The sequence below is a fragment of the Streptomyces sp. WAC07094 genome (assembly GCF_036320405.1).
Classification (GTDB): domain Bacteria; phylum Actinomycetota; class Actinomycetes; order Streptomycetales; family Streptomycetaceae; genus Streptomyces; species Streptomyces lannensis.
The window spans coordinates 1947074-1971853 of sequence record NZ_JAVMJZ010000001.1; the positions used below are offsets into that span (position 1 = coordinate 1947074).

General features: G+C 71.7%; 23 protein-coding genes. 5 read left to right on the plus strand and 18 right to left on the minus strand.

Annotated features, from left to right (window positions below; genetic code table 11):
- Positions 1–45: 45 nt before the first annotated feature.
- From RCR19_RS08515 to RCR19_RS08545, 7 genes are all read right to left on the minus strand, one after another.
- Complete coding sequence (locus RCR19_RS08515; protein ID WP_331264581.1) at positions 46–2850, minus strand: DEAD/DEAH box helicase; 2805 nt, start codon at positions 2848–2850, stop codon at positions 46–48.
- Between the two features lie 103 nt (positions 2851–2953).
- On the minus strand, positions 2954–3541 hold the full coding sequence (locus tag RCR19_RS08520; RefSeq protein WP_331264582.1) for a sugar kinase: 588 nt from the start codon (positions 3539–3541) through the stop codon (positions 2954–2956).
- Positions 3538–4683 carry an ROK family glucokinase gene (locus RCR19_RS08525; protein WP_331264583.1) on the minus strand — a complete coding sequence of 382 codons (1146 nt, stop codon included), beginning with the start codon at positions 4681–4683 and terminating at the stop codon, positions 3538–3540. The genes RCR19_RS08520 and RCR19_RS08525 overlap by 4 nt, the downstream gene beginning before the upstream one ends.
- Before the next feature lie 142 nt (positions 4684–4825).
- Positions 4826–5650 carry an ATP-binding cassette domain-containing protein gene (locus RCR19_RS08530; protein WP_331264584.1) on the minus strand — a complete coding sequence of 275 codons (825 nt, stop codon included), beginning with the start codon at positions 5648–5650 and terminating at the stop codon, positions 4826–4828.
- Positions 5647–6714, minus strand: a complete 1068-nt coding sequence (locus tag RCR19_RS08535) for an ABC transporter permease (protein ID WP_331264585.1) — start codon at positions 6712–6714, stop codon at positions 5647–5649. Before RCR19_RS08535 ends, RCR19_RS08530 begins: the two co-directional genes overlap by 4 nt.
- On the minus strand, positions 6711–7715 hold the full coding sequence (locus RCR19_RS08540; RefSeq protein WP_331264586.1) for a sugar ABC transporter substrate-binding protein: 1005 nt from the start codon (positions 7713–7715) through the stop codon (positions 6711–6713). The genes RCR19_RS08535 and RCR19_RS08540 overlap by 4 nt, the downstream gene beginning before the upstream one ends.
- A 123-nt stretch (positions 7716–7838) precedes the next feature.
- A complete protein-coding gene (locus tag RCR19_RS08545; RefSeq protein WP_331269383.1) occupies positions 7839–8588 on the minus strand; it encodes a GntR family transcriptional regulator in 750 nt (249 codons plus the stop codon).
- Positions 8589–8704: 116 nt separating this feature from the next.
- Here RCR19_RS08545 and RCR19_RS08550 point away from each other — a divergent pair, with 116 nt between their 5' ends.
- Positions 8705–9715 carry a Gfo/Idh/MocA family oxidoreductase gene (locus tag RCR19_RS08550; protein WP_331264587.1) on the plus strand — a complete coding sequence of 337 codons (1011 nt, stop codon included), beginning with the start codon at positions 8705–8707 and terminating at the stop codon, positions 9713–9715.
- Positions 9716–9804: 89 nt separating this feature from the next.
- Here RCR19_RS08550 and RCR19_RS08555 read toward each other — a convergent pair whose 3' ends face one another.
- Complete coding sequence (locus tag RCR19_RS08555) at positions 9805–10983, minus strand: cytochrome P450 (protein ID WP_331264588.1); 1179 nt, start codon at positions 10981–10983, stop codon at positions 9805–9807.
- A 74-nt stretch (positions 10984–11057) separates the two neighbouring features.
- Positions 11058–11729: a response regulator transcription factor gene (locus RCR19_RS08560; RefSeq protein ID WP_331264589.1), complete on the minus strand. Its 672-nt coding sequence runs from the start codon at positions 11727–11729 to the stop codon at positions 11058–11060.
- A 160-nt stretch (positions 11730–11889) separates the two neighbouring features.
- Here RCR19_RS08560 and RCR19_RS08565 point away from each other — a divergent pair, with 160 nt between their 5' ends.
- On the plus strand, positions 11890–12321 hold the full coding sequence (locus RCR19_RS08565; RefSeq protein WP_331264590.1) for a GNAT family N-acetyltransferase: 432 nt from the start codon (positions 11890–11892) through the stop codon (positions 12319–12321).
- Between the two features lie 28 nt (positions 12322–12349).
- Here the strand turns inward: RCR19_RS08565 and RCR19_RS08570 are convergent, their stop codons facing one another.
- The 6 genes from RCR19_RS08570 to allB all read right to left on the minus strand — a co-directional run bounded on the left by RCR19_RS08570 (position 12350) and on the right by allB (position 19480).
- Positions 12350–13603: a histidine kinase gene (locus RCR19_RS08570; RefSeq protein ID WP_331269384.1), complete on the minus strand. Its 1254-nt coding sequence runs from the start codon at positions 13601–13603 to the stop codon at positions 12350–12352.
- Between the two features lie 767 nt (positions 13604–14370).
- Entirely contained in the window at positions 14371–14766 is a 396-nt protein-coding gene (locus RCR19_RS08575) for a ribonuclease (RefSeq protein ID WP_059129659.1), read from the minus strand.
- A gap of 316 nt (positions 14767–15082) precedes the next feature.
- Positions 15083–15709 carry a dihydrofolate reductase family protein gene (locus tag RCR19_RS08580; protein ID WP_331264591.1) on the minus strand — a complete coding sequence of 209 codons (627 nt, stop codon included), beginning with the start codon at positions 15707–15709 and terminating at the stop codon, positions 15083–15085.
- 79 nt (positions 15710–15788) lie between these two features.
- Complete coding sequence (locus tag RCR19_RS08585) at positions 15789–16604, minus strand: AIM24 family protein (RefSeq protein WP_331264592.1); 816 nt, start codon at positions 16602–16604, stop codon at positions 15789–15791.
- A gap of 353 nt (positions 16605–16957) precedes the next feature.
- Positions 16958–18088 (minus strand): allantoicase, encoded by a 1131-nt coding sequence (gene alc / locus RCR19_RS08590; RefSeq protein ID WP_331264593.1) that lies wholly within the window; start codon positions 18086–18088, stop codon positions 16958–16960.
- A gap of 51 nt (positions 18089–18139) precedes the next feature.
- The gene (gene allB, locus RCR19_RS08595; RefSeq protein ID WP_331264594.1) at positions 18140–19480 is read right to left on the minus strand and encodes an allantoinase AllB; all 1341 of its coding nucleotides are present in this window, start codon (positions 19478–19480) and stop codon (positions 18140–18142) included.
- Positions 19481–19747: 267 nt separating this feature from the next.
- Between allB and RCR19_RS08600 the strand changes: the two genes are divergently transcribed.
- Entirely contained in the window at positions 19748–20548 is an 801-nt protein-coding gene (locus RCR19_RS08600) for an IclR family transcriptional regulator (RefSeq protein ID WP_331264595.1), read from the plus strand.
- Between the two features lie 79 nt (positions 20549–20627).
- On the opposite strand, the gene RCR19_RS08605 is transcribed toward RCR19_RS08600, so the two are convergent.
- Positions 20628–20942, minus strand: a complete 315-nt coding sequence (locus RCR19_RS08605) for a DUF5955 family protein (protein WP_079050517.1) — start codon at positions 20940–20942, stop codon at positions 20628–20630.
- A gap of 181 nt (positions 20943–21123) precedes the next feature.
- Here RCR19_RS08605 and RCR19_RS08610 point away from each other — a divergent pair, with 181 nt between their 5' ends.
- Together RCR19_RS08610 and aceB are read left to right on the plus strand one after the other, a co-directional pair.
- Positions 21124–21723, plus strand: a complete 600-nt coding sequence (locus RCR19_RS08610; RefSeq protein ID WP_331264596.1) for a nucleotidyltransferase family protein — start codon at positions 21124–21126, stop codon at positions 21721–21723.
- 202 nt (positions 21724–21925) lie between these two features.
- Complete coding sequence (aceB, locus tag RCR19_RS08615) at positions 21926–23545, plus strand: malate synthase A (protein ID WP_331264597.1); 1620 nt, start codon at positions 21926–21928, stop codon at positions 23543–23545.
- A 1-nt stretch (position 23546) separates the two neighbouring features.
- Here the strand turns inward: aceB and RCR19_RS08620 are convergent, their stop codons facing one another.
- Both RCR19_RS08620 and RCR19_RS08625 read right to left on the minus strand, forming a co-directional pair.
- On the minus strand, positions 23547–23864 hold the full coding sequence (locus RCR19_RS08620; protein ID WP_331264598.1) for an Rdx family protein: 318 nt from the start codon (positions 23862–23864) through the stop codon (positions 23547–23549).
- Positions 23861–24775 carry a HipA family kinase gene (locus tag RCR19_RS08625; RefSeq protein ID WP_331264599.1) on the minus strand — a complete coding sequence of 305 codons (915 nt, stop codon included), beginning with the start codon at positions 24773–24775 and terminating at the stop codon, positions 23861–23863. The genes RCR19_RS08620 and RCR19_RS08625 overlap by 4 nt, the downstream gene beginning before the upstream one ends.
- Positions 24776–24780 lie beyond the last annotated feature (5 nt).

Consider the following 24780-nt stretch of genomic DNA (forward strand, 5'->3'; position numbering starts at 1 on the left):
CACGCGACCCGTCGTCCGCCGCGAGCCGTTCCTCGCCCGCCCCACTCACGCCGAACTCCTCAGCGAGACCAGATCGGACAGCTCCCGGTCGGTCAGCTCGGTCAGGGCCGACTCGCCGGAGCCCAGGATCGCGTCGGCCAGCGCCCGCTTGGCCTCCAGCATCTCGGCGATGCGGTCTTCGACGGTGCCTTCGGTGATCAGCCGGTGGACCTGCACCGGCTGGGTCTGGCCGATGCGGTACGCCCGGTCCGTGGCCTGCTCCTCCACGGCCGGGTTCCACCAGCGGTCCACATGGACGACATGGCCCGCGCGGGTGAGGTTCAGGCCCGTGCCCGCCGCCTTGAGGGACAGGACGAGGACGGGTGTCGCGCCGCTCTGGAACCGGTCGACCATCCGCTCCCGTTCGGGTACCGGCGTCCCCCCGTGCAGCAGATCGACGGGCACCGCGCGGGAGGCCAGATGCGCGCTGATCAGGCGGGCCATGCCGACGTACTGCGTGAAGACCAGCGCCGAGCCGTCCTCCGCGAGGAGCGTGTCCAACAGCTCGTCCAGCAGGGCGACTTTGCCGGATCGCGTGGCGAGGCCGGCGGCCGCCCGCGGGTCCTCCTTCAGATACAGCGCGGGATGGTCGCAGATCTGCTTGAGCGAACCGAGGAGCTTGAGGACCATGCCACGCCGGGCGATGCCCTCCGCCGTCTCGATCGCGAGCATCGACTCCCGCACCACGGCCTCGTACAGCGCGGCCTGCTCGCGGGTGAGGGGCACCGGATGGTCCGTCTCCGTCTTGGGCGGCAGTTCGGGGACGATGCCCGGGTCCGACTTCTTGCGGCGCAGCAGGAACGGCCGGACCAGCCGGGCCAGACGCTCCACCGCCTGCGCGTCCTCGCCGTTCTCCACCGCGCGTGCGTGCCGGGCGCGGAAGGACTTCAGCGGGCCGAGCAGTCCCGGTGTCGTCCAGTCCAGGAGCGCCCACAGCTCCGAGAGGTTGTTCTCCACGGGGGTGCCGGTGAGGGCCACGCGGGCGGGCGACGGGATGGTGCGCAACGCCTTCGCCGTCGCCGAGTAGGGGTTCTTGACGTGCTGCGCCTCGTCCGCGACGACCAGTCCCCAGCTCTGTCCGGCCAGCCGCGGTGCGGCCGTCCGCATCGTCCCGTACGTGGTGAGCACGAAGCCGCCGTCCAGACCGTCCAGACTCCGCTCGGCGCCGTGGAAGCGGCGGACCGGGACGCCGGGTGCGAACCGGCCGATCTCCCGCTGCCAGTTGCCGAGCAGCGACGCCGGGCAGACCACCAGGGTCGGTTCACGGCGCGCCCGGCGCAGATGGAGCGCGATGACGGTGACGGTCTTGCCCAGCCCCATGTCGTCGGCGAGGCAGCCGCCGAGGCCGAGCGAGGTCATCAGGTCCAGCCAGGCCAGTCCCCGCAGTTGGTAGTCCCGCAGGCGGGCGGCGAGACCTGGGGGCGGCTCCACGGGGACGATGCCCGCCGTCAGCCGGTCCCGCAGCACGGCCAGCGCCCCGGCCGGCACCGCCTCCACCGTCTCGCCGTCGACCTCGGCGCTGCCGCTGAGCGCCACGGACAGCGCGTCGACCGGATCGAGCAGGCCGAGCTCGCGCTTGCGGGCCTTGCGGACGAGCGCCGGGTCCACGAGCACCCACCGGTCGCGCAACCGGACGACCGGGCGGTGGGCCTCCGCCAGGGTGTCCATCTCGGCCTCGGTGAGCGCATCGCCGCCGAGCGCCAGCTGCCAGCGGAACTGGAGGAGGTCCTCGCTCTCGAAGAAGCCCGTGCCGTCGGTGGCCGAGCCCGGCGCGGGTCGTACGATCGCCGCCGCGGTCAGGTCCTGCGCCAGGTCGCGGGGCCAGTGCACGGCGACTCCCGCCGCTCCCAGCCGCGTCGCGGCGACGCCCAGAAGATCGGTCAGCTCGTCCTCGGACAGGGCCAGCACGTCCGGCGTCTCCTGCTCGGAGAGCCGGTCCAGCGGTGCCCAGACCCGGGCCGCGCGGCGGACGGCGAGGGCGGCGTCCACCCGCGCGCGGGGGCCGAAGGCGGCGTCGGCCTCACCGGCCCACAGCGCCGCCGCGTCGACGACGAGGGTCGGGTCGGCGAGGCTGTGCACCTGTACGACCGCGGCCCCGGCGCGGCGGGCTCCCCCGCCGTCGTCGAAGAGGTCGTACGCGGACAGGTCGAGGCGCAGTGAGATCCGCACACCGGCGTCCATGCCTGCCGCGACCTCCGCGGCCCAGTCCTGCGCCAGCGGCAGACGCTGCGGCTCGCGCGCCGCGAACGGCCCGCCCATGGTGTGGGCGGCCGCCGGAGTGCGCGGAAGGGTGTCCGCGACCGCGTCCAGGAAGGATCTGACGAGGGCCTCGGGCTCGGGCAGCAGGAGCGGGCCCTTGCCCGGGAGCGGCACGGCATGACCTTCGTACGGCAGGGCCGCGGCGACCGCTCTGAGGTGGGTGATGTCGTCCGGCTCCAGCGGTCCGGCCCGCCAGGCGTCGTAGCCCTCGGGGGACAGCCCCGGCAGCAGCCTGCCGCGCGCGACGAGCCGCAGGGCGTGCAGCGCGGCCGCGCCCCAGCACGCGGTGGCCGGGTGGGCGGCGGGATCGCGCCGGGCCCGGGTGAGCAGCGGCAGTGCCTCGACGACCGGGACGGACACGGCGGGCACGGTGGCCCTGCGCACCGCGGACCCGTGCCGGCGGACGACCGTCAGCTCCTCCGTGGCGCCGGCGGGCGGGGAATCGCCCTCCGGGTCCCAGAAGACGACCCGGCCCCGGCGGGGCACCGGCGCCGGCACGAACACGGCGGCCAGCCTCACGGGCACGCCGCCCTGCGCCGTCTGCTCGGCCATGCGTCCGGTCACCTCCCGCCATCGACGTCGAATCGTCTTCGACTCTACGGGCGGGGTCCGACAATCGGCTCCGGCGGCCGCGGGACCGCCGGGCACGGGACCGTCAGGGGATCGTGCGCGACACCACGTACACCGTGGGCTGCAGGGGGTGCTCCTTGTTCACCACGATGTCCAGGGTCGGAGCCGGGTTCTTCTGCTTGTGGACGAGGCCGTACCAGGAGCCCGGTGCCGTGAAGGACCAGCCCACGATCTTCTGGTCGCGCTCGTTGATGGCGACGTCGTCCTTCTTCAGGGCGGCCTGGGACGTCTTGAGGTGGCCGAGGAACCGGGTCAGACCGGCGTCGTCCGTGTCGAACTGCACGTACAGCCGGCTGGTCTTCCAGTTGTTCGTCTCGTAGTACGCGACGTTCGTGGCGCCCTTCGGAATCGTCACCTGGTACAGGCGGCGCTGCACGCGCGAGGGCCACCCCGCGGTCAGTCCGGTCGCCGAGTACTTCGCCTCCTTGTCCTTGCCGCTGTTGCGGCTCTGGTTCGCGGAGATCACCAGGTAGCCGGCGGGCACGCCGATGAGCAGCACGATGATCAGCAGCGTCAACGCCCGGCGGCGGAACTTGTGCCACCCGCCCTCCGGAGGCCCCGAGGGCTCGTCCGGCGGCGTGGACTGTCGCGGTATCGACACGGCGGCCGTCACAGCGTCCCCTTGGCGCTGCGGCGGGCCTCCGCGAACCGCTCGTAGCGCTCGTACCGCTCGACCCGGCGACGGTTGGCGCGCCGGAACCGGCGGGCGACGAGCCGGGCCAGGTCCGCGGCTCCGACCATGCCGGCCTCGGGACCGAGCTGGGCACGCGTGATGCGGGCCTCGGGGCGGTAGCCGCGGCCTGTCAGATGACGTCTGAAGGCGTCCCGGGCGGGTCCGATCAGCAGGTCGTCCGCCGCGCTCACCCCGCCGCCGATCACGAAGCAGGAGGGGTCCAGGGCCGCCGCGAGGTTGGCGATCCCGACGCCGAGCCACTGGCCGATGTCCTGGAGCAGCTCGATGCACATCGCGTCGCCCTCGCGGGCGAGCTCGGTGATCATCGGGCCGCTGATGTCGGAGATGTTGCCCTTGACGTGCTCGATGATCCCGTACGCGACCGGGGAGTCCGCCGCGGCGAGCTCCCTGGCCTCGCGGACCAGGGCGTTGCCGGAGCTGTACTGTTCCCAGCAGCCGCGGTTACCGCACGGGCAGCGGTGCCCGCCCGGCACGACCTGCATATGGCCGAACTCGCCGGCCACTCCGAACTTGCCGCGCTTGACCTGGCCGTCCTCCAGGATGGCGCCGCCGATGCCGGTACCGAGGGTGATCATGACGAGATGGTCCTCGCCACGGCCGGCGCCGAAGCGCCACTCGGCCCAGGCGGCGGAGTTGGCGTCGTTGTCGACCAGGACGGGCACGGCGAGCCGCCCGGCGAGGCGGTCGCGCAGCGGTTCGTTGCGCCAGGACAGGTGCGGTGCGAACAGCACGCGGTTGCGGTCCGCGTCCACCCAGCCGGCCGCTCCGATGCCGACGGCGTGCACGTCGTGCCGGTCGGAGAGGTCCAGGACCAGCTCGACGATGGTGTCCTCGACGACCTTCGGGCTCTTGGACTTGTCCGGCGTCTCGGTGCGGAGCTTCTCCAGGATGTTGCCGTCGGCGTCGACGACGCCCGCCATCACCTTCGTGCCGCCGATGTCGATGCCGACCGTGGGGACGCGGGGCGCGGTCAGGTGGGAACGGCGCTCGCGCGTGCCGACGGTCCGCAGGACGGTGGCCCGGGCGGAGCCGCGGTGGGTGAAGTCGCGGTAGGTGCTCATCGCGCCCGATTCTGCCTTACGCCCCCACGGGCTTGCATCGCGGAGCCCTCGCACCCGGCACCGGGCCGTGGCGACGCGGACCCGCGCCGCACCCGTACGCCCGTCGTGGCCGGACCCGCCGACGCGGCGGGACGGCGCGGCGTCACCGCCCCGCGTCCTGACGGTCGCCCCCATGCGGTGTGCGCTCGAGTTCATGGCGCAGATCATCCAGTTCGTTGCCGCCCGCCATCTGGCGGGCGAGCTCATCCACGGTGATCTCCTCGCGGGTGTGGCTGCCCACCATGGTGCCGCGCTTGAGCAGCACAAAACGGTCGCCCACGAGGTACGCGTGATGGGGGTTGTGGGTGATGAACACAACGCCCAGGCCCTCGTCCCGTGCGGCGGCCACATACTTCAGGACCATGCCGGACTGCTTCACTCCGAGGGCCGCCGTGGGCTCGTCGAGGATCAGCACCTTGGCCCCGAAATACACCGCCCGTGCGATGGCCACGCACTGGCGTTCACCACCCGAGAGGGTGCCGATGGGCTGGTCGACGTCGCGCAGGTCGATGCCCATGCGCAAGAGCTGCTCACGCGTCGTGCGCCGCATGAGGTCGACGTCCAGGCGCTTGAAGGGGCCGAAGCCCTTGCGCGGCTCGGAGCCGAGGAAGAAGTTGCGCCACACCGGCATGAGCGGGACCACCGCCAGGTCCTGGTGGACGGTGGCGATGCCCCGGTCCAGGGCCTCGCGCGGGGAGGACAGGCCGCTCTCCTCCCCCTCGATGCGGAAGGTTCCGGCGTCGTGCCGGTGAAGCCCTGCGACGATCTTGATGAGGGTCGACTTGCCCGCGCCGTTGTCGCCGAGTACGCAGGTGATCTCGCCCGCGTGGACCTCCAGGGAGACCCCGTCGAGGGCGCGGACGTTGCCGTAGTGCTTGCCGATGTCCTCGAGGTGGACGAGCGCGGTGCGCTCCGTGACGTCCGTCATGCCGTGGCCTCCGCCCGCTTGCGGACCCAGGCGTTGAGCAGGGTCGCGAGGAGCAGCATCGCTCCGAGGAAGAACTTGAACCAGTCGGGGTTCCACTGGGCGAAGACGATGCCCTTGCTGGTCATGCCGAAGATCAGGGCGCCGACCGCCGAGCCGACGGCGGATCCGTAGCCGCCGGTGATCAGGCAGCCGCCGATGACGGCCGCGATGATGTAGATCAGCTCGTTGCCGACACCCTCACCGGACTGCACGACGTCGTACGAGAACAGCAGGTGCTGCCCGGAGATCCAGGCCCCGAGGGCGACGCCCATGTAGAGGCCGGTCTTGGTCCTGCCGACCGGGACGCCGACCGCGCGGGCCGCGTCCGTGTTGCCGCCGACCGCGAAGATCCAGTTGCCGGCACGGGTGCGCAGCAGGACCCAGGAGGCCAGGGCGACCAGGACGATCCACCACAGGATGGTGATCTTGAAGGCGACACCGCCGATCGTGACCGTGGACGCGAACACCGCCCTGGCCGAGGAGAAGCCGTCCATGTCCGAGATCGACTTGGTGGAGACCGTCTCGCTGAACAGCTTGGTGCATCCGAGGTTCAGGCCGGCCAGCATCAGGAACGTCCCGAGCGTGACGATGAAGCTCGGCAGTTTCGTGCGGGCCAGCACAAGCCCGTTGAAGGCGCCGATCGCCAGCGTGAACAGCAGGGACACGCCGACGCCGACCCAGACGTTCGCGGTCATCCGGTAGCTGAAGATCGACGAGGCCAGCGCGGACGTCGTCACGAGGACTCCGGCGGAGAGATCGAACTCCCCGCCGATCATCAGCAGCGCCACCGGGACGGCCATGATGCCGATCGTCGAGGCCGCGTACAGGACGGTGCTCAGGCTCGAAGCCCGCAGAAAGCTTTCTGCGGCGAGCGAGAAGAAGCCGAGGACGGCGAGTGCTCCCACGACCGAGCCCAGTTCCGGCCGACTGAGGAGTCTCTTCAGCGGTGAGGTCCCGAGGAGCCGCTCGTCGGACGCCGGCCCCTGGTGCGTGTCCGGTGCGGATGCCGGTGACGTGACGGTCATCGCGTGCCCCGCTTCGTGTACTGCTCGAGGGCCGAGGCCTGGTCCCCGGTGACGATCTGCGGTCCGGTCAGCACGGGCTTGCCACCGCCGAGAGCGTTGGCGTTGTACTTGTAGAGCCAGAGCTGGTCGACCGCCTCGTAGCCCTGGAGGTACGGCTGCTGGTCGACGGCGAAGCCGAGGGTGCCGTCCTTCAGCTCACCCGCCACCTTGGCGTTGAGGTCGAAGGTGTCGATCTCCGCCCGGCTTCCGGCATCGGCCTTGGCCTTGGCCGCCGTGTCGGCGTAGGGAGCGCCGAGCGTGACGACCGCGTCCACGGACTTGTCCGACTGGAGCCTCGCCTCGACGGCGGACTGCACGTCCGGCATGTTGGTGCCGTTGACGTAGAGGTTCTCCACGGTGCCGTGGAAGGTCTTGCGCACACCCGCGCAGCGCTGCTCGTGACCCACGTTGCCCTGCTCGTGCAGGACGCACAGGGCCTTGGTCCTGCCCCGCTTGTTGAGCTCGTCGCCGACGGCCTCGCCCGCGATCGTCTCGTCCTGGCCTATGTGGACGAGCGCGCCGAAGGCCTTGGACTCCGCGGAGCCGGAGTTCACCGTGACGACCGGGATGCCGACCTTCTCGGCACGGGCGACGGCGGCCTTCATCGCGTCGGGCTTCGCTAGCGTGACGATGATGCCGTCGACCTTCTGGTCGATCGCGGCGTCCACGAGCTGGGCCTGCTGCTGGGCGTTGGCGTCGTGCGAGTACAGGAAGTCGATGTTGTCCTTGACCGCGGCCTGCCGTGCGCCGCTCTGCACGATGTCCCAGAAGGTGTCACCATCACCCGAATGAGTGATCATCGCGAAGGTCCAGCGAGGGGTGTCCACTGCGGCCCGGCCCTGCGCGGTGGCGGCCTTGCGGGCGTCCTCGGCGCGCTGCCCTCCATGGCTGCTGCACCCCGCGAGGGATAGGCCGAGCGCCCCTGTCAGCGCGATGGTTGCCCAGGTCCGAGTCCGTGCCACGAGGCCGTGCCCTTCTTGCGTAGTGTCGCTTGGAACTACCAAGTATCACGGACTGCGTATCGACGTCGCAGGTCAGGGCCCTGATGAGGCAATGGCGACACGGTGACGTACGCCACCGTCGGGTCAGGAGCGCACAAGGAGCTGGAACTCGAACGAGTAGCGCGAGGCCCGGTAGACATGGGTGCCGAACTCGACCGCACGCCCGGTGTCGTCGAACGTGGTGCGCTGCATGGTGAGCAGCGGCGCGCCCTCCGGCTCGCCGAGCCGCTCGCCCTCGGCCTCGGTGGCGACCCTGGCCCCGATGGACTGCCTGGCGCTGTGCAGGGTGATGCCCGCGGAGCGCATGAGCCGGTACAGGCCGGTGGACTCCAGCTGTCCGGTCTCGAGAGAGAGCAGGTCCTTCGGCAGGAAGTTGCACAGGTGGGCCATCGGCTCGCCGTGCGCGAGCCTCAGCCGCTCGATCCGGTGGACCTCCGCGCCCTCGGGCACCCCGAGCGCGGCGGCGACCTCGGTGGAGGCCGACGCCAGGGTGTTGACGAGGACCCGGGTCGCGGGGCGCTGCCCCGCCGCCTCCAGGTCGTCGTACAGGCTGCTCAGCTCCAGCGGGCGCTTGACCTGACTGTGCACGACCTGCGTGCCGACACCGCGGCGGCGCACGAGCAGACCCTTGTCGACGAGCGACTGGATGGCCTGGCGGACGGTGGGCCGTGACAGGCCCAGCCGTGCGGCCAGTTCGATCTCGTTGCCCAGCAGACTGCCCGGAGTGAGCTTCCCGTGCTCGATCGCGGCCTCCAGTTGCTGGGAGAGCTGGAAGTAGAGCGGAACCGGACTGTTCCGGTCGACGCTGAGCTGGAGCGAGGCGGTCGGATCCACATCTGGTTTCGGCACGGCCCGAGCGTAGCTCCGGTGCCTGTTGACGGGAAGTTGTGTAGTCAGATTGTCCGGACAAAGCATTGACACGGTGGGGGACGCGCCTCCACGTTGTTCCCATGCGCATCGGACTCATCGGAGCGGGCCGCATCGGCACGTTCCACGCGACCTCGCTCAGTCGCCACCGCGACGTCGGTTCACTCATCATCACCGACGTGGACCGGGACCGGGCCCATACGCTCGCGGACCGTCTCGGGGAGACAGCGGCGCCGGGGGTGAACGAGATCTTCGTCTGGGGCGTGGACGCCGTCGTCATCACCGCGGCGACCGCGGCGCACGGCGAACTGATCGGTCGGGCAGCGCGATCCGGCCTCCCCGTGTTCTGCGAGAAGCCCATCGCCGTCGACCTGCCGGGGACGCTGGAGGCGCTGGCCGAGGTCGACGCCGCCGGAACGGTCCTGCAGATGGGCTTCCAGCGCCGCTTCGACGAGGGTTACGCGACCGCGCGCGAGGTCGTGCGCTCCGGCAGCCTCGGACGGCTGCACACGGTCCGGGCGATGACGGCCGACCAGGCGCCGCCGTCCTCCTTATACCTTCCGCTCTCCGGCGGCATCTACCGCGACTGCCTCGTCCACGACTTCGACATGACGCGCTGGGTGACCGGCCGCGAGGTCGTCGAGGTCTACGCGACCGGGACCGACGCCGGCGGGCCGATGTACCGCGAGGCGGACGACGTCGACACGGCCGCGGCCGTGCTCACCCTGGACGACGGCACCCTGGCCACGGCGACGGCGACCCGCACCAACGGCGCCGGCTACGACGTCCGCATGGAGTTGGCGGGCGAGTTGGACACGGTCGCGGTCGGACTGGACGACCGGACCCCGATCACGTCGACCGAGCCGGAGGGGCCGCCGCCCGCGATCAAACCGTGGACCGGCTTCCTGGAGCGCTTCGCGCCCGCGTACGAGGCCGAACTCGCCGCGTTCGTGCAGGTGGTGCGTGGTGAGCGGGCCAACCCGTGCGACGGCCACGAGGCACTGCAGGCCCTGCGCATCGCGGAGGCCTGCGAGCTCTCCCGTCACGAGCGACGCCCGGTGAGCCTCGCCGAGATCGCGGGCGCCCACGAGTGACGGGCCGGGCATGACGGCCGAACTGCCGCGCCCTCCCGCCGGGCCGGACCGGCCCGGCCATCGCGCCGCGCCGTCCCGCCCGTCGTCGGCTACCAGCGCACCGGCAGGCTTCGCACCCCACGCATGAGCATCCCCGGCAGCCACGGACCGGGCGGACCGTCCAGGGCCAGATCCGGACAGCGCTCGAGCAGGGTGCCCAGCGCGACACGCGCCTCGAGACGGGCCAGGGGCGCCCCCAGGCAGTAGTGGATGCCGTGCCCGAAGGCGAGGTGGCCCTGCGGGGCCCGGTGGATGTCGAAGCGGTCGGGGTCGGGGAAGCGCACCGCGTCACGCCCCGCGGCGTCGAGCCCGATGATGACCGTGTCGCCCTCGCCGATGGCCGTACCGGCGATCTCCATCGACTCCGAGGCGTAGCGGTACGTGGCCGTCTCCACCGGTCCCTCGAAGCGCAGCAACTCCTCGACGGCGCCGTCGAGAAGGGTCATGTCCGCACGCAGGGCGGCCAGTTGGTCCGGGTGCGTGAGCAGGGTGTGCACACCGTTGGTGATCAGGTTGACCGTGGTCTCGTGGCCCGCGATCAGCAGGATGAAGGCCATCGCACGCAGTTCGCTGCCGGAGAGCCGGTCGCCGTCCTCGGCCCGGGTGCGCAGAAGGTCGCTGAGCAGGTCGTCGGCGGGGGCGGCGCACCGCTTGTCCTCGATCAGTTCGTCCAGGTACGAGGCCAGTCGCCGCACCGCGGCGAGTTCGGCCTCCCAACTGGTCGGGGTCACGATCTCGTTCGACAGTGAGCGGAAGGCCACCCGGTCGATGTCCGGGACGCCGAGCAGTTCGCAGATGACGGTGATGGGGAGCGGATAGGCGAGGGCCTCCACCAGATCGGCCCGGCCCTTCGGCAGCATCTGCGCGAGCAGTTCGTCGGTGATCTGCTGGACGCGCGGGCGCAGCGCCTCGACGCGGCGCATGGTGAAGGACCGGGCGACGAGGGACCGCAGCCGGGTGTGCTCCGGCGGGTCGACGATCAGCACATGCCGGCCCATCAGCCCGTCCTCGCGGCTGACCAGCCCTCTCTTGGTGCTGTCCTTGGACAGTCTGGGATCGGTCAGCGCCGCCCGTGCCTCGTCGTGTCCCACGATCAGCCAGCCCTCGTACGCCTCGGGCGGCGGCGTCCGCACCCGGTGCATCGGCCCGCGCGCCCGCAGTTCGGCGTAGACCGGATACGGATCCCGCGTGAAGCCCGGCCCGTAGGCTCCCAGATCGATCACGGCCATGCCCGCTCTCCCCGCCCCTTCGTCGGCAACCGGTCCGTCAACGCGCTCCCCCGGAGAACGGACGGTGCGCGCGATCAGTGCCCGGGTTCGTCGAGCAGTCCGGCGTCGTACGTCAGCAGGGCGATCTGCACGCGGTTGTTGAGACCCAGTTTGGCGAGGACGCGGGAGACGTGTGTCTTGACCGTGGCGACACTCATGAACAACTGGGTGGCGATCTCGGCGTTCGAGGCGCCGCGGCCGACCGCGACCGCGACCTCCCGTTCGCGCTCCCCGAGCGCCGCGATCCGCTCCCGTGCCGTATGACGCCGGGTGTCGGCCCCGGTTCCGGCGGCGTGCGCCATCAGCTGACGGGTGACCGCGGGCGACAGGACCGGGTCGCCCGCCGCGACCCGCCGTACCGCGTCCAGTATCTCGGCGGGCGGTGTGTCCTTGAGGACGAACCCGGCCGCGCCCGCACGCAGCGCCCGCAGCACCTGCTCGTCGGCGTGGAAGGTGGTGAGGACCACGACCTGAGGCGCGTCCGGGCGGCTGCGCAGCAGCTCGGTCGCGGCGAGTCCGTCGACGGTCGGCATCCGGATGTCCATCAGGACCACGTCGGGCCGGGTGCGCTCGACGAGTTGCCCCACCTCACTGCCGTCGGCGGCCTCGCCGACGATCTCGATGTCGTCGGCACCGCCCATCATGAAGGACAGGCCGGCCCGCACGAGGGGGTCGTCGTCGACGAGGAGCAGTCGGATCGCGGTCATGCTCCCTACCGTATGCACCGGCCGCCTCGTGCATGACAGGGATCACCGCCCCGGCGGTCCGGGACGGGTACCGCGAAGGCGCCGGGGACCGGCCCGGACCGCCGTGTGACGCCGTGGATTTCGATTGACTCCGGCCGAGCGCACCCGGTTTCCTGCTGCGATGCCGACCCTTCGCTTCGAACAACCCCACGACGACAGCAAACTCGAGGACTGGCGGTACGTCCACAACGAGATCATCCCCGCGGACCCGCTCTCCCTGGACGACGTCCGCGAGCGCGTGGCGCGCCATCGGCTGGAGGTCGCGTATCTGGGCGAGGTCCTCGTGGGCTGCTCGACCGTGCGCCCGCCGCGGGACGGCACGGCCACGGTCATCGCCCGGGTCCTGCCCGGCCACCGGGGGCAGGGTTTCGGCGGGCAGCTCTACGACCGCGGTGCCGAGCTGGCACGACGGCTGGGTGCGGAGGTGATCGAGACGATCGTGCTCGGCGCCAACGAGGACGGACTGCGGTTCGCCCAGCGGCGCGGCTTCGTCGAGGTGGACCGCTATGTGGCCGGCGTCGACGAGGTGTGGCACACCCTGCGGCTGCCCTGAGCCGTCCCCTGCGGCCCGGCCGCGGTGCTCACGCGGGCCAGGGCAGCCAGGCGTGCACCCGGAAGCCGCCGTCGGCCCCGGCGCCGTGCTCCAGTCGTCCGCCGGCGAGCGTGGCGCGTTCGGCCAGGCCGATCAGTCCCTGGCCGGAACCGGGGACGTGCGGGACCGCGCCGGGCGGCTCCGGGTTGCGCACCGTCACGGTGAGGCTGTCTCCGGGCGTGCCCGCGACCGTCACGGTGACCTCGGCGCCGGGGGCGTGTTTGCGGGCGTTGGTCAGGCCCTCCTGGGCGATGCGGTAGGCGGTGCGGCCCACCGAGGCGGGCACGACGGACGCGTCGGAGACCCGATGGTCGAGGACGACCTTCATGCCGGCCTCGCGGGACTCGGCGACCAGGGCGTCGAGTGCGGCGAGCGTCGGCTGGGGGCGTCCGGCGTCGTCGGAGTCGCCGGCCCGCAGCACCCCGATGATCTCCCGCAGGTCCTGCAGCGCGTCGTGCGCGCTCTCCCGGATCACCCCGGCCGCGCGGGCGATCTCCTCCTGGGGCGCGTCCGGGCGGAACTCCAGGGCGCCCGCGTGCACGCTCAGCAACGTCAGCCGGTGCGCCAGGACGTCGTGCATCTCGCGCGCGATCGCCTCCCGGGCGAGCCGCTGGGCCTGCTCGGCCCGCAGAGCCGCCTCCGTCTCGGCCCGCCGGGCCCGGTCCCGCAGGCTCAGCATGAGCTGCCGCTTGGAGCGCACGAACAGGCCCCAGCCGACGACCCCGGTCGTGATCAGAGTTGCGACGGCCACGGTGACCAGGTACGGGATGTCATGGTCCGGGCGTATCCAGTAGAACAACGGGATGATCGCGAGCTGGGCGGCACCGATCCAGGCGGAGTACTTGAAGGGCCGGTGCACGGCGACGGTGAACAGGGCGATCATGCTCGCACCGCCCGCGCTGTCGGAGAGCAGACCCAGCGGAAGCATCGCCACGGCGAGCCCGAGCGGCCATCGGCGGCGCAGCCAGAGGGCCAGACAGGCCAGGGCGCCGAGACCCACGTCGATCGCCACGACCTGGTGCGAGGTGTGCGGGTTCTGCTCCACCGAGACCCCGGCGGCGAAGGCGAGGAGCACCGCGAGGAAGAAGGCCCCGAGGTCGACGGCCCAGTCCCGTACGGTACGGCGGAGGCGGCCCCGCCGACCGCCGGCCTCGGGATCCAGCTCCGCGATCACGGCGGAGGGCAGGAACCAGCGGTGCCGGGGCAGCCCGTTCGCGGTCGTCCCGTCCAGAGGCACGGGCACGGGCAGCGCGGTGGGGGCCGCGGGTGCCTCCCGCCGCAGCAGACGTCGCGACCAGCCCGTCAGCAGCGGGCCGAGGCCCTCCCTGACACCCTCCACCGCCGCCCCGAGGCGGGGCGCGGTGGGCCCCGGGCGTCGTGCCGACTCGTCTCCGTTCACGGTCGACAAATCTATGTGGGGACGGCCGGGGAAACCTCCCCCGAGCCCCGATCCGAGACCAAAGTCGCAGTGCCGCAGACTTTTGGGCCTCCCCTGCCGACCCTGGGGGTACTTCCGGCCGATGCCGTGCTCCACGGGGCGGACAGGGCGGCGCCCGAGGAGGGGTCCGACCTGGCGCGGGGCCGACCCGGGGCGGGCGCCGGACGACGGTCCCGGGCGGAGACGGGGCGGGCGCCGGAGGGGTCTGGCCCGGGGCCCCGGACGACGGCCCGGGCGGAGACACGGCCGACCGGAGACGGGACGGACGCTGGACGACGGGCCCGAACCGGCATGAGGGCGGGCGTCGAAGCGCGGATCCGACCGGACACGGGGCGCGCGGCGCGGTCCGTGACATCGGCGACGACGCATACCGCCCCATGAGGGCGGGCGTCGAAGCGCGGATCCGACCGGACACGGGGCGCGCGGCGCGGTCCGTGACATCGGCGACGACGCATACCGCCCCGCAGCGGATGCGAGAGCTGCGGGGCGGTATGTACGTGGCGCACGACCCTTCCGGTGCCGAGTCGCACCGGCCCGGGCAGGGCCGCAGGCCGCCGATCGTCCGGCTGTCGTCAGCAGCCGAAGTCGATCAGATCGAACGTCTCGTAGTGGTCCGAGGTGTAGTAGTCCTCCTCGAACTGCCTGCCGGTGACGATGCGGCGGGCTCCACGGGTGGAGGATCCGGGCGTCTTGACCGTGTATTCGTGGTAGTACCCGCTCGACTGCTTGGGCAGGACGCCTTCACGGTTCTGGAAGACGATCCCGTCCTGCGGGTACGGGAAGGGGCCGCCCGAGTCGATCAGGTCCAGGGTGTCGTGCGCCTGGGAGGGCAGGGAGCCGTAGCAGATGCTCCCGACGGACGCGGCAGCGGCGTCTGCGGTCGTGGCGGTGACGGTGGCGCCCATGAGGAGAGCGGACGCAAGAGCGGCCGCGGCGCCGATTCGTGTTGCGCGTGGGGGGAATCGCATGCCGTCATGATGACGCGCGTAGACCATGGCATGTCAATGACAACTCCACAGAGTTTCACGACAAGTCCCATGAATTTTCAGGGAGTTAACCTCGGTTACGGCAGGGCGTGCGCCGGGCGTAGCGTGCGGGGCCCCGGCCGCCCGGTGCGGCGAACGAGGACCGTGGCTCGTTCGTTCCACCGGATACGGGCGGACGCCCGTGCCCCCCTCGGCGGTCCGGCGGCGGGCGGGCCGCAGCTCCGCACAGGCTTGGGCAGCGCAGCCCGGCCCGCCGCACGGGCGGAGACATCGCCGTACGGGTGCGGACGATCTGCGCCTACGCGTCCTGCGGAAGCTCGTACGACCCGTACCGGGGACGGCCCTGGAGCTCGTAGGTGTGGATGGCGACACCCGTGCCGGTGGTGCGCGCAGCGGTGTGTCGGAACGCGGTGGGGACGGCGCCCTCGGCGAAGAAGCGGCGCCCGGCGCCGAGCACGACCGGGAACGTCACCAGGTGCAGGGTGTCGACGAGGTCGAGCGCGAGCAGCGACCGGACCAGGGCACCGCTGCCGTGCACCTGGAGCTCGCCCTCGGTCCGCTCCCTCACGGCGGTCACCTCCTCGGCGAGGTCGCCGCCGAGCACGGTGGTGCCGGCCCAGGAAGGGGTGCCGAGGGTCTGCGAGACCACGTACTTGGGCAGCGGGTTGAGCCGTGAGGCGACGGGATCGGCCGGGTCGGTCACCCGGGGCCAGTGCGCGGCGAAGATGTCGTACGTACGGCGGCCGAGGAGGAAGGCGCCGGAGCGGTCGAAGACCTCGGCCACGAACGTGCCGAAGTCGCCGTCCCCGTAGGGGACGCTCCAGCCGCCCTGCTCGAATCCGCCCCCGCGGTCCTCGCGCGGGCCGCCGGGCGCCTGGTACACGCCGTCCAGGGTGATGAACGCGGTGACGACGAGCTTGCCCATGTCGGGTGCCTGCTTTCTCGTGTCCGGTGGGGTCCGTTGTCATCGACTGGGACCCCCGCGGCGCCCGGAACTCATCGCCTCACCCGGCGTGCGTCGAGAACAGTCCTCCGGTCGGCCCCTGCTTGTCCCCGCCCTGCGCCTTCTTGAGGGCGTTGGCGAGGCTCTCGATGGTGAGGGACTGCAGGATCACGCGGCCGTTGCCCTCCAGGGTGGCCAGGGACAGTCCCTCGCCGCCGAAGACCATGTTCATGATCCCCTGGCGGTTGAGGCCGCCGACGCGCTGGACGCCGTACTGGATCCCCTCCTCGAAGGCGACGACACAACCGGTGTCGACCTCGATCTTGCCGCCGAAGTCCGCGGGGTTGAGATCGATGAAGTTGCCCGCACCGGCGATGATCACCGTCCCGTGCCCGGTGAACTTCTCCAGGACGAAGCCCTCGCCGCCGCTCATACCGGTCCGTCCGCCCTGGAAGGCGATGCCGAAGTTCACGGTCGACTCGGCCGCCACGAAGGCGTCCTTCTCCGCGAACCAGGCGCGTGTCCCGTCGAGTTCCAGCGCGCGCATCTCGCCGGGCAGTACGCCCGCGAAACCGACCGTTCCCTCGCCGCCCTGCGAGGTGAAGTACTGGAACGCCAGCGACTCGCCCGCGAGCACACGCTGGCCGACCTGCGCGGCCGTCCCCATGGCCTGGCGCAGGAAACCGCCCACGCCGCCGCCCGCACCGCCGCCCTGCTGCTGTCCGCCGTTCGACGGGCCGGACAGGCGGGTCTCCATGGTGACGTTCGTGGTCTTGAAGAGGAACTTGCCCGCCTCGCAGTACACGGTCTGGCCCGGGTGCAGGTTGACGACCGCCATCTGCATGGCGTTGCCGACGATTTCTTGCTGAAGAGTCACGCGACAAAGAACGTGACGGGCGGGTCGAAGAGTTCCACGAAGTGACGAGTTCCACTGAGCGCCCCGGAGCCGTCCCGTCGAGGCCGGTGGCCGTTCACCGTCGGGCGTCTGCCGCCTGCCGGCCCACGGGTGGGTCGGGTCCGCCACCTCACAGGGAACCGTGCGGCCCCGGTCCGCGACGGCAGCCGCGGCACGGGGAGGGCGACGGCGCCCCACCCGTGCTCCGACCGCGCGGGACGTCGCCGCCACCCGTATCGACGGCAAGGACACCGCAGGACCCGGGCACCCACACCCCCCGCGTCCCGGTAGGCCGCTCGGCGCGGGGCCGGGACGCCGGCACGGGCGCGGCCGGGTCAGCCGCCCAGCTCCTGGTGGCGGGCCGCCAGCCGGGCCGCCCCCTCCTCGGTCAGGGAACCGAAGAGGCGCAGCCGTGAGATGCCGCCGTCCGGAAAGATGTCCACGCGCGCGTGTGTACCGACGGCGGCCGACGGCAGGACGAACCGGTGGTTCGTGTCGGGCTGGAGGCGGGTGCGCGGCAGGATCTCGCGCCACTGGCCGTCCTCGCCGTCCCTGACCGAGACCGACGCCCAGCCCGCGGCGTTGCCCTTCAGGCAGGCCGTGTCGATCTCGACCGCGCGGATCGAGGACTGCGCCGCCAGCCGGTAGCGGATCCAGTCGTTGCCCCGGTCGCGTCGGCGCCGTGTCTCCCAGCCGTCGTCCATCCTGTGCGAGCGGCCCGGCAGAATGGTGTTGGACGCGGGCGAGTAGAAGAGGTCGGACGCGTCCTCCACGCCGCCCCCGTTCTCCAGTGCCACGACGTCGAACGTGCCGAGCGCGTCGAGCCACGCCGGATCAGGTGCCACCTCGCCGTACACGCGCAGACGGGCGATGCCGCCGTCGGGGTGCTGGTTGACGCGCAGATGCGTGAAGCGCTGTTCGACGTTGACCTCGAAGCCGTTGGCCGCGTGGCCGCCGACGGGGGTGCGCGGGACCAGCGTCGTCCACTTCATGTCGTCGCCGAGCAGTTCCTCCGGGGAGGGGGAGCCGGGCGCGCACGTGCCCTCGACGGACACCGCCTGCGGATGGTTGCCCCGGAAGTGGGCCGTGTCGATCACGATGCCGCGGACGACGCCGGGGGCGCCGAGGCGTACCAGCGCCCAGTCGTGGTCCTGCTCCGCGGGCCACGGATGCCCGGCCGAGGTGCCGCGGCGGCGCCGTGTCTCCCAGCCGTCCATCACCTTGCCCTTGTGCCCGAAGTGCCCGGGGTCGAACTCGGCCCGCTCCGGCACCAGCAGGTTCTCGCGCTGGGCGAAGAACTCGTCGTCGGCGGCGATGACACCGGCACCGAGCCGCCGGTCGGCGAGATCGGCGTGGCGGGTGAAGGGGTGGTCGGCGGTGCGGTAGTCCGCGTAGGGGTCACCGCCTCCGTACGGGTCGGCGTCTCCGGTGAAGCGGGCCGTCTGGGGGCGATGCTGCGCGGTCACGGTGATCGGGTCTTCCTTTCGGGAGTGGGCCGCTGCGGGCGGGGACGCGGGTCAGTCGTCCCTGCCGAGCAGTCGGCCCTTCGGCTCGGTGAACTCGCCTTCCTTCACGATGCGTTCGCCCCGCAGCCAGGTGGCCCTGACGACGCCGTGCAGGGTCCTGCCCGCGTACGCCGTCACCCGGTTGCGGTGCTGGAGGGCCGCCGGATCCACGGTGAAGGTCTCGTCGGGGGCGAACACCACGAGATCGGCGTCCCGGCCGGTCTCGATGGCTCCCTTGCGCGTGTCGAGCCCCACCAGCCGTGCCGTGTGTGCGGACATCCAGCGGACCACGTCCTCCAGGCCGTGTCCGCGCCGGCGCGCCTCGGTCCACACCGCGGACAGGCTCAGCTGCAGTCCCGAGATGCCGCCCCAGGAGGTGGCGAAGTCGTCGGTCTTCAGATCGGCCGTCGACGGGGAGTGGTCGGTGACCACGCAGTCGATCGTGCCGTCCGCCAGCGCCCGCCACAGCAGGTCCCGGTTGGCCGCCTCACGGATCGGCGGGCAGCACTTGAACTCGGCTGCCCCGTCCGGGACCTCCTCGGCCGTGAGGGTCAGATAGTGCGGGCAGGTCTCCACGGTGATCCGGACACCTTCGGCCCGGGCCTCGGCGATCAGCGGCAACGCGTCGCCGGAGGACAGGTGGAGCACGTGTACCCGCGCGTCCAGGCGCTTCGCCTGCGCGATCAGATGCGCGACGGCCGTGTCCTCGGCGGCGCGCGGCCGGGAGGCCAGGAAGTCGGCGTACCTCGGGCCGCCCTGCTGCGGGGCGGCGGCGAGGTGGTGCGGGTCCTCGGCGTGCACGACGAGCACCCCGCCGAAACCGGCGATCTCGGCCAGGGAGCGGCCGAGTCGCTCCTGGTCGAGGTGGGGGAACTCGTCCACGCCCGACGGTGCCAGAAAGGCCTTGAAGCCGAAGACTCCGGCGTCGTGCAGCGGCCGCAGGTCCTTGACGTTGTCCGGCAGGGCGCCACCCCAGAAGCCGACGTCGACATGCGCCTTGCCCGCCGCGACCCGCTGCTTGACGCGCAGGTGGCCGACCGTGGTGGTCGGCGGGATCGAGTTGAGCGGCATGTCGATCAGGGTGGTGATCCCGCCGGCCGCCGCCGCGCGGGTGGCCGTCCAGAAGCCCTCCCACTCCGTGCGGCCCGGGTCGTTGACATGCACGTGGGTGTCGACCAGGCCGGGCAGCAGGACGTCGTCGCCTACGTCCTCCACGAGGGCCCCGGCCGGAACCTCCGCGTCGTACGGCAGGACCGCCGTGATCGTCCCCCCGGCGACCACGACCGTCGCGGCGCGCGTCCCCTCGGGTGTGATGACACGCCTCGAGCGCAGCACCAGTTCAGCGTCGGACACTCCGGCCCCTCTCTGCCGCCGTCCTGCTTCCGGGAAAGGGATGCACATCCATGGGATTTCAACGTTCTGTTGAAGGAGTCTTCACTCCCGCCCCCACGTCGTCAAGGGCACACTTCCTTCCATCACCTTCGAGGCGCCCGCTCTGGACTTTTCCGCTTGGCGGAATTAGAATTCCACTGTGAAGCCCAGGGTGGCACCAGAACCAGGGAGCCGACCGCCTGCCGGGTAGGCTTTGGCCCTTCCTGCCGGCCCCGAAAGGAACGCGCCGTGTCGACGTCCAGCGCCAGCGACGCCCCGCCCGCCAAGTCCGCCGCGGGCGGTGTCCAGTCCCTCGAGCGCGCCTTCGATCTGCTGGAGCGGATGGCCGACGCGGGCGGCGAGGTCGGCCTGAGTGAACTGTCCGCGAGCAGCGGGCTTCCGCTGCCCACGATCCACCGCCTGATGCGCACGCTGGTGGCCTGCGGCTACGTTCGTCAGCAGCCCAACCGCCGCTATGCACTCGGCCCCCGGCTGATCCGGCTCGGCGAATCGGCGTCCCGGCTGCTCGGCACCTGGGCCCGCCCCTATCTGGCGCGACTGGTCCAGGAGACCGGCGAGACCGCCAACATGGCGCTGCTCGACGGGGACGAGATCGTCTATGTGGCGCAGGTCCCCTCGAAGCACTCGATGCGCATGTTCACCGAGGTGGGCCGGCGAGTGCTGCCGCACTCCACCGGCGTGGGCAAGGCACTGCTCGCGACGACCTCGGACGACGAGGTGCGCGCCCTGCTGTCCCGCACCGGCATGCCCGCGGCGACCGAGAAGACGATCACCACTCCCGAGGCGTTCCTGGCCGCGCTGCAGGAGGTGCGCACGCACGGGTACGCCGTCGACGACAACGAGCAGGAACTGGGGGTCCGCTGCCTCGCCGTGTCCGTGCCCGACTCACCGACGGCAGCGGCGATCTCCATCTCCGGACCGGCGGGCCGTGTCACCGACTCGGCGACCGAGAAGATCGTGCCGGTGCTCCAGCAGGTGGCCGCCGAACTGTCGCAGGCGCTGGCGACTTCGGGCACCCCGACGGCCTGACCCCCCCCGATGCGCACACGGTGTCCGGACGTGCGGCCGAGGGCCGCTGCCGTGGCATCACGGTCAAGGACGGTGCGGGTCAGTCCCGCCGCGACTCCCCGAACAGTTCCACCGCGCTGCGCACATCCGACAGACCCCGGGCCAGCGCGCTGACCGAGCCGATCGCGCCGGCGATCAGGAGCAGGGAGCGGCGCAGCCGTGGGATCTCGGGGACACCGCTGAGGGCCATCGCCGCCAGCGCGGCGAGTTCGTCCTCCGCTATGGCACGGTCGGGGAACTCGGAAGGGAGGGTGGCGAGTTCACGGCGCAGCCGGGACACGGCGGTCCGCAGTTCCGCCACCCTCGGGTCCTCTTCGCTGCCGGTCACTGGCCTCTGCCCCAAGCTCCGCAACACAGCTCTCCCCCTCGCACCCCGTCGTACGCACTTCTCGACACACCGCCCGCCCCCGTGGCGCTGGTCGGGCGCCGGGGACGCGGGTCAGTAAACGCCACCCAGTGGTCCGGGCGCCACCGTGCGGACCGAAATTCAGTCCCTGGAACGGCGCGGTGGACACAGGGTCGGGTATGCAGGACGTATGACACCGAAAGAGGGCCGCATCGCCGGACTGCTCCTCGCGGCCGGCGGCGGCCGGCGGCTCGGCGGACGGCCCAAGGCGCTGCTGGAGCACCGGGGGCGGACCCTCGTGGAGCATGCGGTGGCGAGCCTGCGCACGGCCGGGTGCGAGCGGGTCCATGTGGTGCTCGGAGCGTCCGCCGCGGCCGTACGGGAGCGGGCGGATCTGTCCGGCTGCGTACTGGTGGACAACCCGCACTGGGCGGGCGGCATGGGCTCCTCCCTGCGGGCCGGCCTCGGCTCCCTCGCCGGGACGGGCGCCCCGGCGGCTCTTGTCCTGCTCGTCGACCAGCCCGGCATCGGCCCCGACGCGGTCGCCCGGGTGCTCGCCGCCTACGAGAACGAGGCGTCACTGGTCTCCGCCGCGTACGACGGGGTACGCGGACATCCGGTGCTGTTCGGCGCCGGCCACTGGGCGGGCGTCGCGGCGGCGGCGACGGGCGATCGCGGGGCGCGCGACTATCTCAAGGCCCACGAGAACGCGATCACGCTGGTGGAGTGCGGCGATGTGGCGCAGCCCTACGACATCGACACACAGGCCGACTTGGCCCGTCTCGAGTGAGGAGGGTGGCACCCGGAGCCGACCTCCCTCGAGACGGAGAGTCTCGACATCAACAGATCATTGAACTTCCACTATGAGGAAACTAGTATCCACAGGTCAGAAGCGCAGGACCACTCACGGGGCGCCGTCAGCCGCATCCGGGCTCCCTGGCACCCGGTGCCGCGGTGTCCTCGCATCAGCTCGCTGAAGGAAGTGACCGCTCATGTCCGCACCAGCGCCGTCGCCGATCGTGGTCGACGCCGAGCCCCTGCCCCGGCAGGACGAGGTCCTCTCGGATGCGGCCCTCGCCTTCGTGGCCGAGCTGCACCGCAGGTTCACGCCCCGGCGCGACGAGTTGCTCGCCCGCCGTGCTGAGCGCCGCGCCGAGATCGCCCGTACCTCGACGCTCGACTTCCTCCCCGAGACCGCCGCGATCCGCGCGGACGACTCCTGGAAGGTGGCGCCCGCGCCGCAGGCCCTGAACGACCGCCGTGTCGAGATCACCGGACCCACCGACCGCAAGATGACCGTCAACGCCCTCAACTCGGGCGCCCGGGTGTGGCTCGCGGACTTCGAGGACGCCTCGGCCCCCACCTGGGAGAACGTCGTCGTCGGCCAGCTCAACCTGATCGACGCGTACACCCGGAGCATCGATTTCACCGACCCGGCCTCCGGGAAGTCCTACGCCCTGCGCCCGGACGAGGAGCTGGCGACCGTCGTCGTGCGCCCCCGCGGCTGGCATCTGAACGAGCGTCATCTCCTCGTCGACGGACAGCAGGTACCGGGCGCCTTCGTCGACTTCGGCCTGTACTTCTTCCACAACGCCCGCCGTCTGCTCGACCTCGGCAAGGGCCCCTACTTCTACCTCCCGAAGACGGAGTCCCATCTGGAGGCCCGCCTCTGGAACGACGTCTTCGTCTTCGCCCAGGACCACCTCGGCGTCCCGCAGGGCACCGTCCGCGCCACGGTCCTGATCGAGACGATCACCGCGGCGTACGAGATGGAGGAGATCCTCTACGAACTCCGCGACCACGCCTCGGGGTTGAACGCGGGCCGCTGGGACTACCTGTTCTCCATCGTGAAGAACTTCCGCGACGGCGGGACGAAGTTCGTCCTGCCCGACCGCAACGCGGTCACGATGACGGCCCCGTTCATGCGCGCCTACACCGAACTCCTCGTCCGCACCTGCCACAAGCGCGGTGCGCACGCGATCGGCGGCATGGCGGCGTTCATCCCGTCACGGCGCGACGAGGAGGTCAACCGGGTCGCCTTCGAGAAGGTCAAGGCCGACAAGGACCGCGAGGCGGACGACGGCTTCGACGGCTCCTGGGTCGCGCACCCCGACCTGGTGCCCATCGCCCTGGAGTCCTTCGACCGGGTCCTCGGCGACAAGCCCCACCAGAAGGACCGGCTGCGCGAGGACGTGGACGTCAAGGCGGCCGATCTGATCGCCGTGGACTCCCTGGACGCGAAGCCGACCTACCCGGGACTGGTCAACGCCGTCCAGGTCGGCATCCGCTACATCGAGGCCTGGCTGCGCGGCCTCGGCGCGGTCGCCATCTTCAATCTGATGGAGGACGCGGCCACCGCGGAGATCTCCCGCTCGCAGATCTGGCAGTGGATCAACGCGGGCGTCGAGTTCGAGAACGGCGAGAAGGCGACCCCGGAGCTGGCCCGCAGGGTCGCGGCCGAGGAACTGACGAACATCCGGGCCGAGATCGGCGAGGACGCCTATGCGGCCGGTCACTGGCAACAGGCCCACGACCTGCTTCTGAAGGTCGCCCTGGACGAGGACTACGCGGACTTCCTGACCCTGCCCGCCTACGAGCAGCTGGGCGGCTGACCTACTCGGCCGGCCTCTCCGAGTGGCCCAGGGGCTTGCCCGGGGCCACTCGGTCGCGCACCAGCCTCTTCACCGCCGTGGGCTCGGGGAAACCCTGCTCACGACGGTCCCAGACGACCTCGTCGTCCACCCTGACGACGAAGACACCTCCCGTGCCCGGTGTGAGCGCGAGTTCCGTCAGCTCGGTCTCGAACGTCGTCAGCAGTTCCTGCGCCAGCCAGGCCGCGCGGGGCAGCCAGCGGCACTGGGTGCAGTACTCGATCCGGACGCGGTGCGCTTCCCGCGAGGGGGCGCCGGTCGTCCCGGGGGTTTCCGTCATCCGAGGTGCACCGACCAATCCTGTCGCGCCGCCGGTTTGCCGTGCAGGTCCGGGACCCGCTTGAGCCAGGCCGGACGGCCTTCCTGTGTCCGCTCCGCGCGCCGGGCCTCCTCGGCGGCGAGCTCCTCCCGGGTGGGGAAGTCCGTGGGCAGCCAGGCCTCGGACGCCTTGACCCGCGCCGTGAGGTAGTCCACGTAAGCGTCCCTGACCTCTCCGGGCGTCGCGAAGCCCGGCTCACCGGCCAGCCACGCGTCCGGCACCTCCTCGGCGACCTCGCGCAGCAGCGCCTCGGTCACCCTGGGCGCGAGCTCGGCCTCGGCGGCCCGCGTGTCGGGGGTGAAGTGGCCCAGGGCGTGGTGACGGAAGTCGTACGCCTTGTCCGGTGCGGAGGCGTCCCATCGGTGATGGAAGACCAGTGCCGCACCGTGGTCGATCAGCCACAGCTTCGGCGCAGCGATGCCGAACGTCGGCCAGACCATGAGGTTGGAACTGTGGACCGTGCGGTCGACGTTCACCGTCAGCGCGTCGAGCCAGATGATCCTGCCGGCCTCCAGCGGGTCGACCGTGCAGGCCCGCGCGACCTCGGGGGTGAAGTCCCGGGCGCCCGGCAGAAAGTCCATGCCGAGGTTGACGCCGGGGCTCGCGTTCAGCAGGTCGCGCACCTCCTGGTGCGGTTCGTGCGCGGCGATCGCCGGGTCGAAGTGGGTGAGGACCAGCTCGGGCACGCGCAGTGCGAGCCGGCGCGCCAGTTCCCCGACGATCACCTCGGCGACCAGCGCCTTGACGCCCTGGGCTGAGCCCGTGAACTTCACGACGTACGTCCCCAGGTCGTCGGCCTCGACGACGCCCGGCACGGAACCGCCGGAGCGCAGGGGCTCGACATAGCGAACAGCGGTGACCTCTCTCAGCATGTCCT

Excerpts from the sequence above, each read along its gene's own strand:
- RCR19_RS08580 (WP_331264591.1), bottom strand. The coding sequence starts at position 15,709 with ATGGGCAAGCTCGTCGTCACCGCGTTCATCACCCTGGACGGCGTGTAC.
- RCR19_RS08535 (WP_331264585.1), bottom strand. The coding sequence starts at position 6,714 with ATGACCGTCACGTCACCGGCATCCGCACCGGACACGCACCAGGGGCCG.
- RCR19_RS08620 (WP_331264598.1), bottom strand. The coding sequence starts at position 23,864 with ATGACGGAAACCCCCGGGACGACCGGCGCCCCCTCGCGGGAAGCGCAC.
- RCR19_RS08610 (WP_331264596.1), top strand. The coding sequence starts at position 21,124 with ATGACACCGAAAGAGGGCCGCATCGCCGGACTGCTCCTCGCGGCCGGC.
- RCR19_RS08525 (WP_331264583.1), bottom strand. The coding sequence starts at position 4,683 with ATGAGCACCTACCGCGACTTCACCCACCGCGGCTCCGCCCGGGCCACC.
- RCR19_RS08515 (WP_331264581.1), bottom strand. The coding sequence starts at position 2,850 with ATGGCCGAGCAGACGGCGCAGGGCGGCGTGCCCGTGAGGCTGGCCGCC.
- RCR19_RS08575 (WP_059129659.1), bottom strand. The coding sequence starts at position 14,766 with ATGCGATTCCCCCCACGCGCAACACGAATCGGCGCCGCGGCCGCTCTT.
- RCR19_RS08555 (WP_331264588.1), bottom strand. The coding sequence starts at position 10,983 with ATGGCCGTGATCGATCTGGGAGCCTACGGGCCGGGCTTCACGCGGGAT.
- RCR19_RS08625 (WP_331264599.1), bottom strand. The coding sequence starts at position 24,775 with ATGCTGAGAGAGGTCACCGCTGTTCGCTATGTCGAGCCCCTGCGCTCC.
- RCR19_RS08550 (WP_331264587.1), top strand. The coding sequence starts at position 8,705 with ATGCGCATCGGACTCATCGGAGCGGGCCGCATCGGCACGTTCCACGCG.
- RCR19_RS08560 (WP_331264589.1), bottom strand. The coding sequence starts at position 11,729 with ATGACCGCGATCCGACTGCTCCTCGTCGACGACGACCCCCTCGTGCGG.
- RCR19_RS08530 (WP_331264584.1), bottom strand. The coding sequence starts at position 5,650 with ATGACGGACGTCACGGAGCGCACCGCGCTCGTCCACCTCGAGGACATC.
- aceB (WP_331264597.1), top strand. The coding sequence starts at position 21,926 with ATGTCCGCACCAGCGCCGTCGCCGATCGTGGTCGACGCCGAGCCCCTG.
- RCR19_RS08565 (WP_331264590.1), top strand. The coding sequence starts at position 11,890 with ATGCCGACCCTTCGCTTCGAACAACCCCACGACGACAGCAAACTCGAG.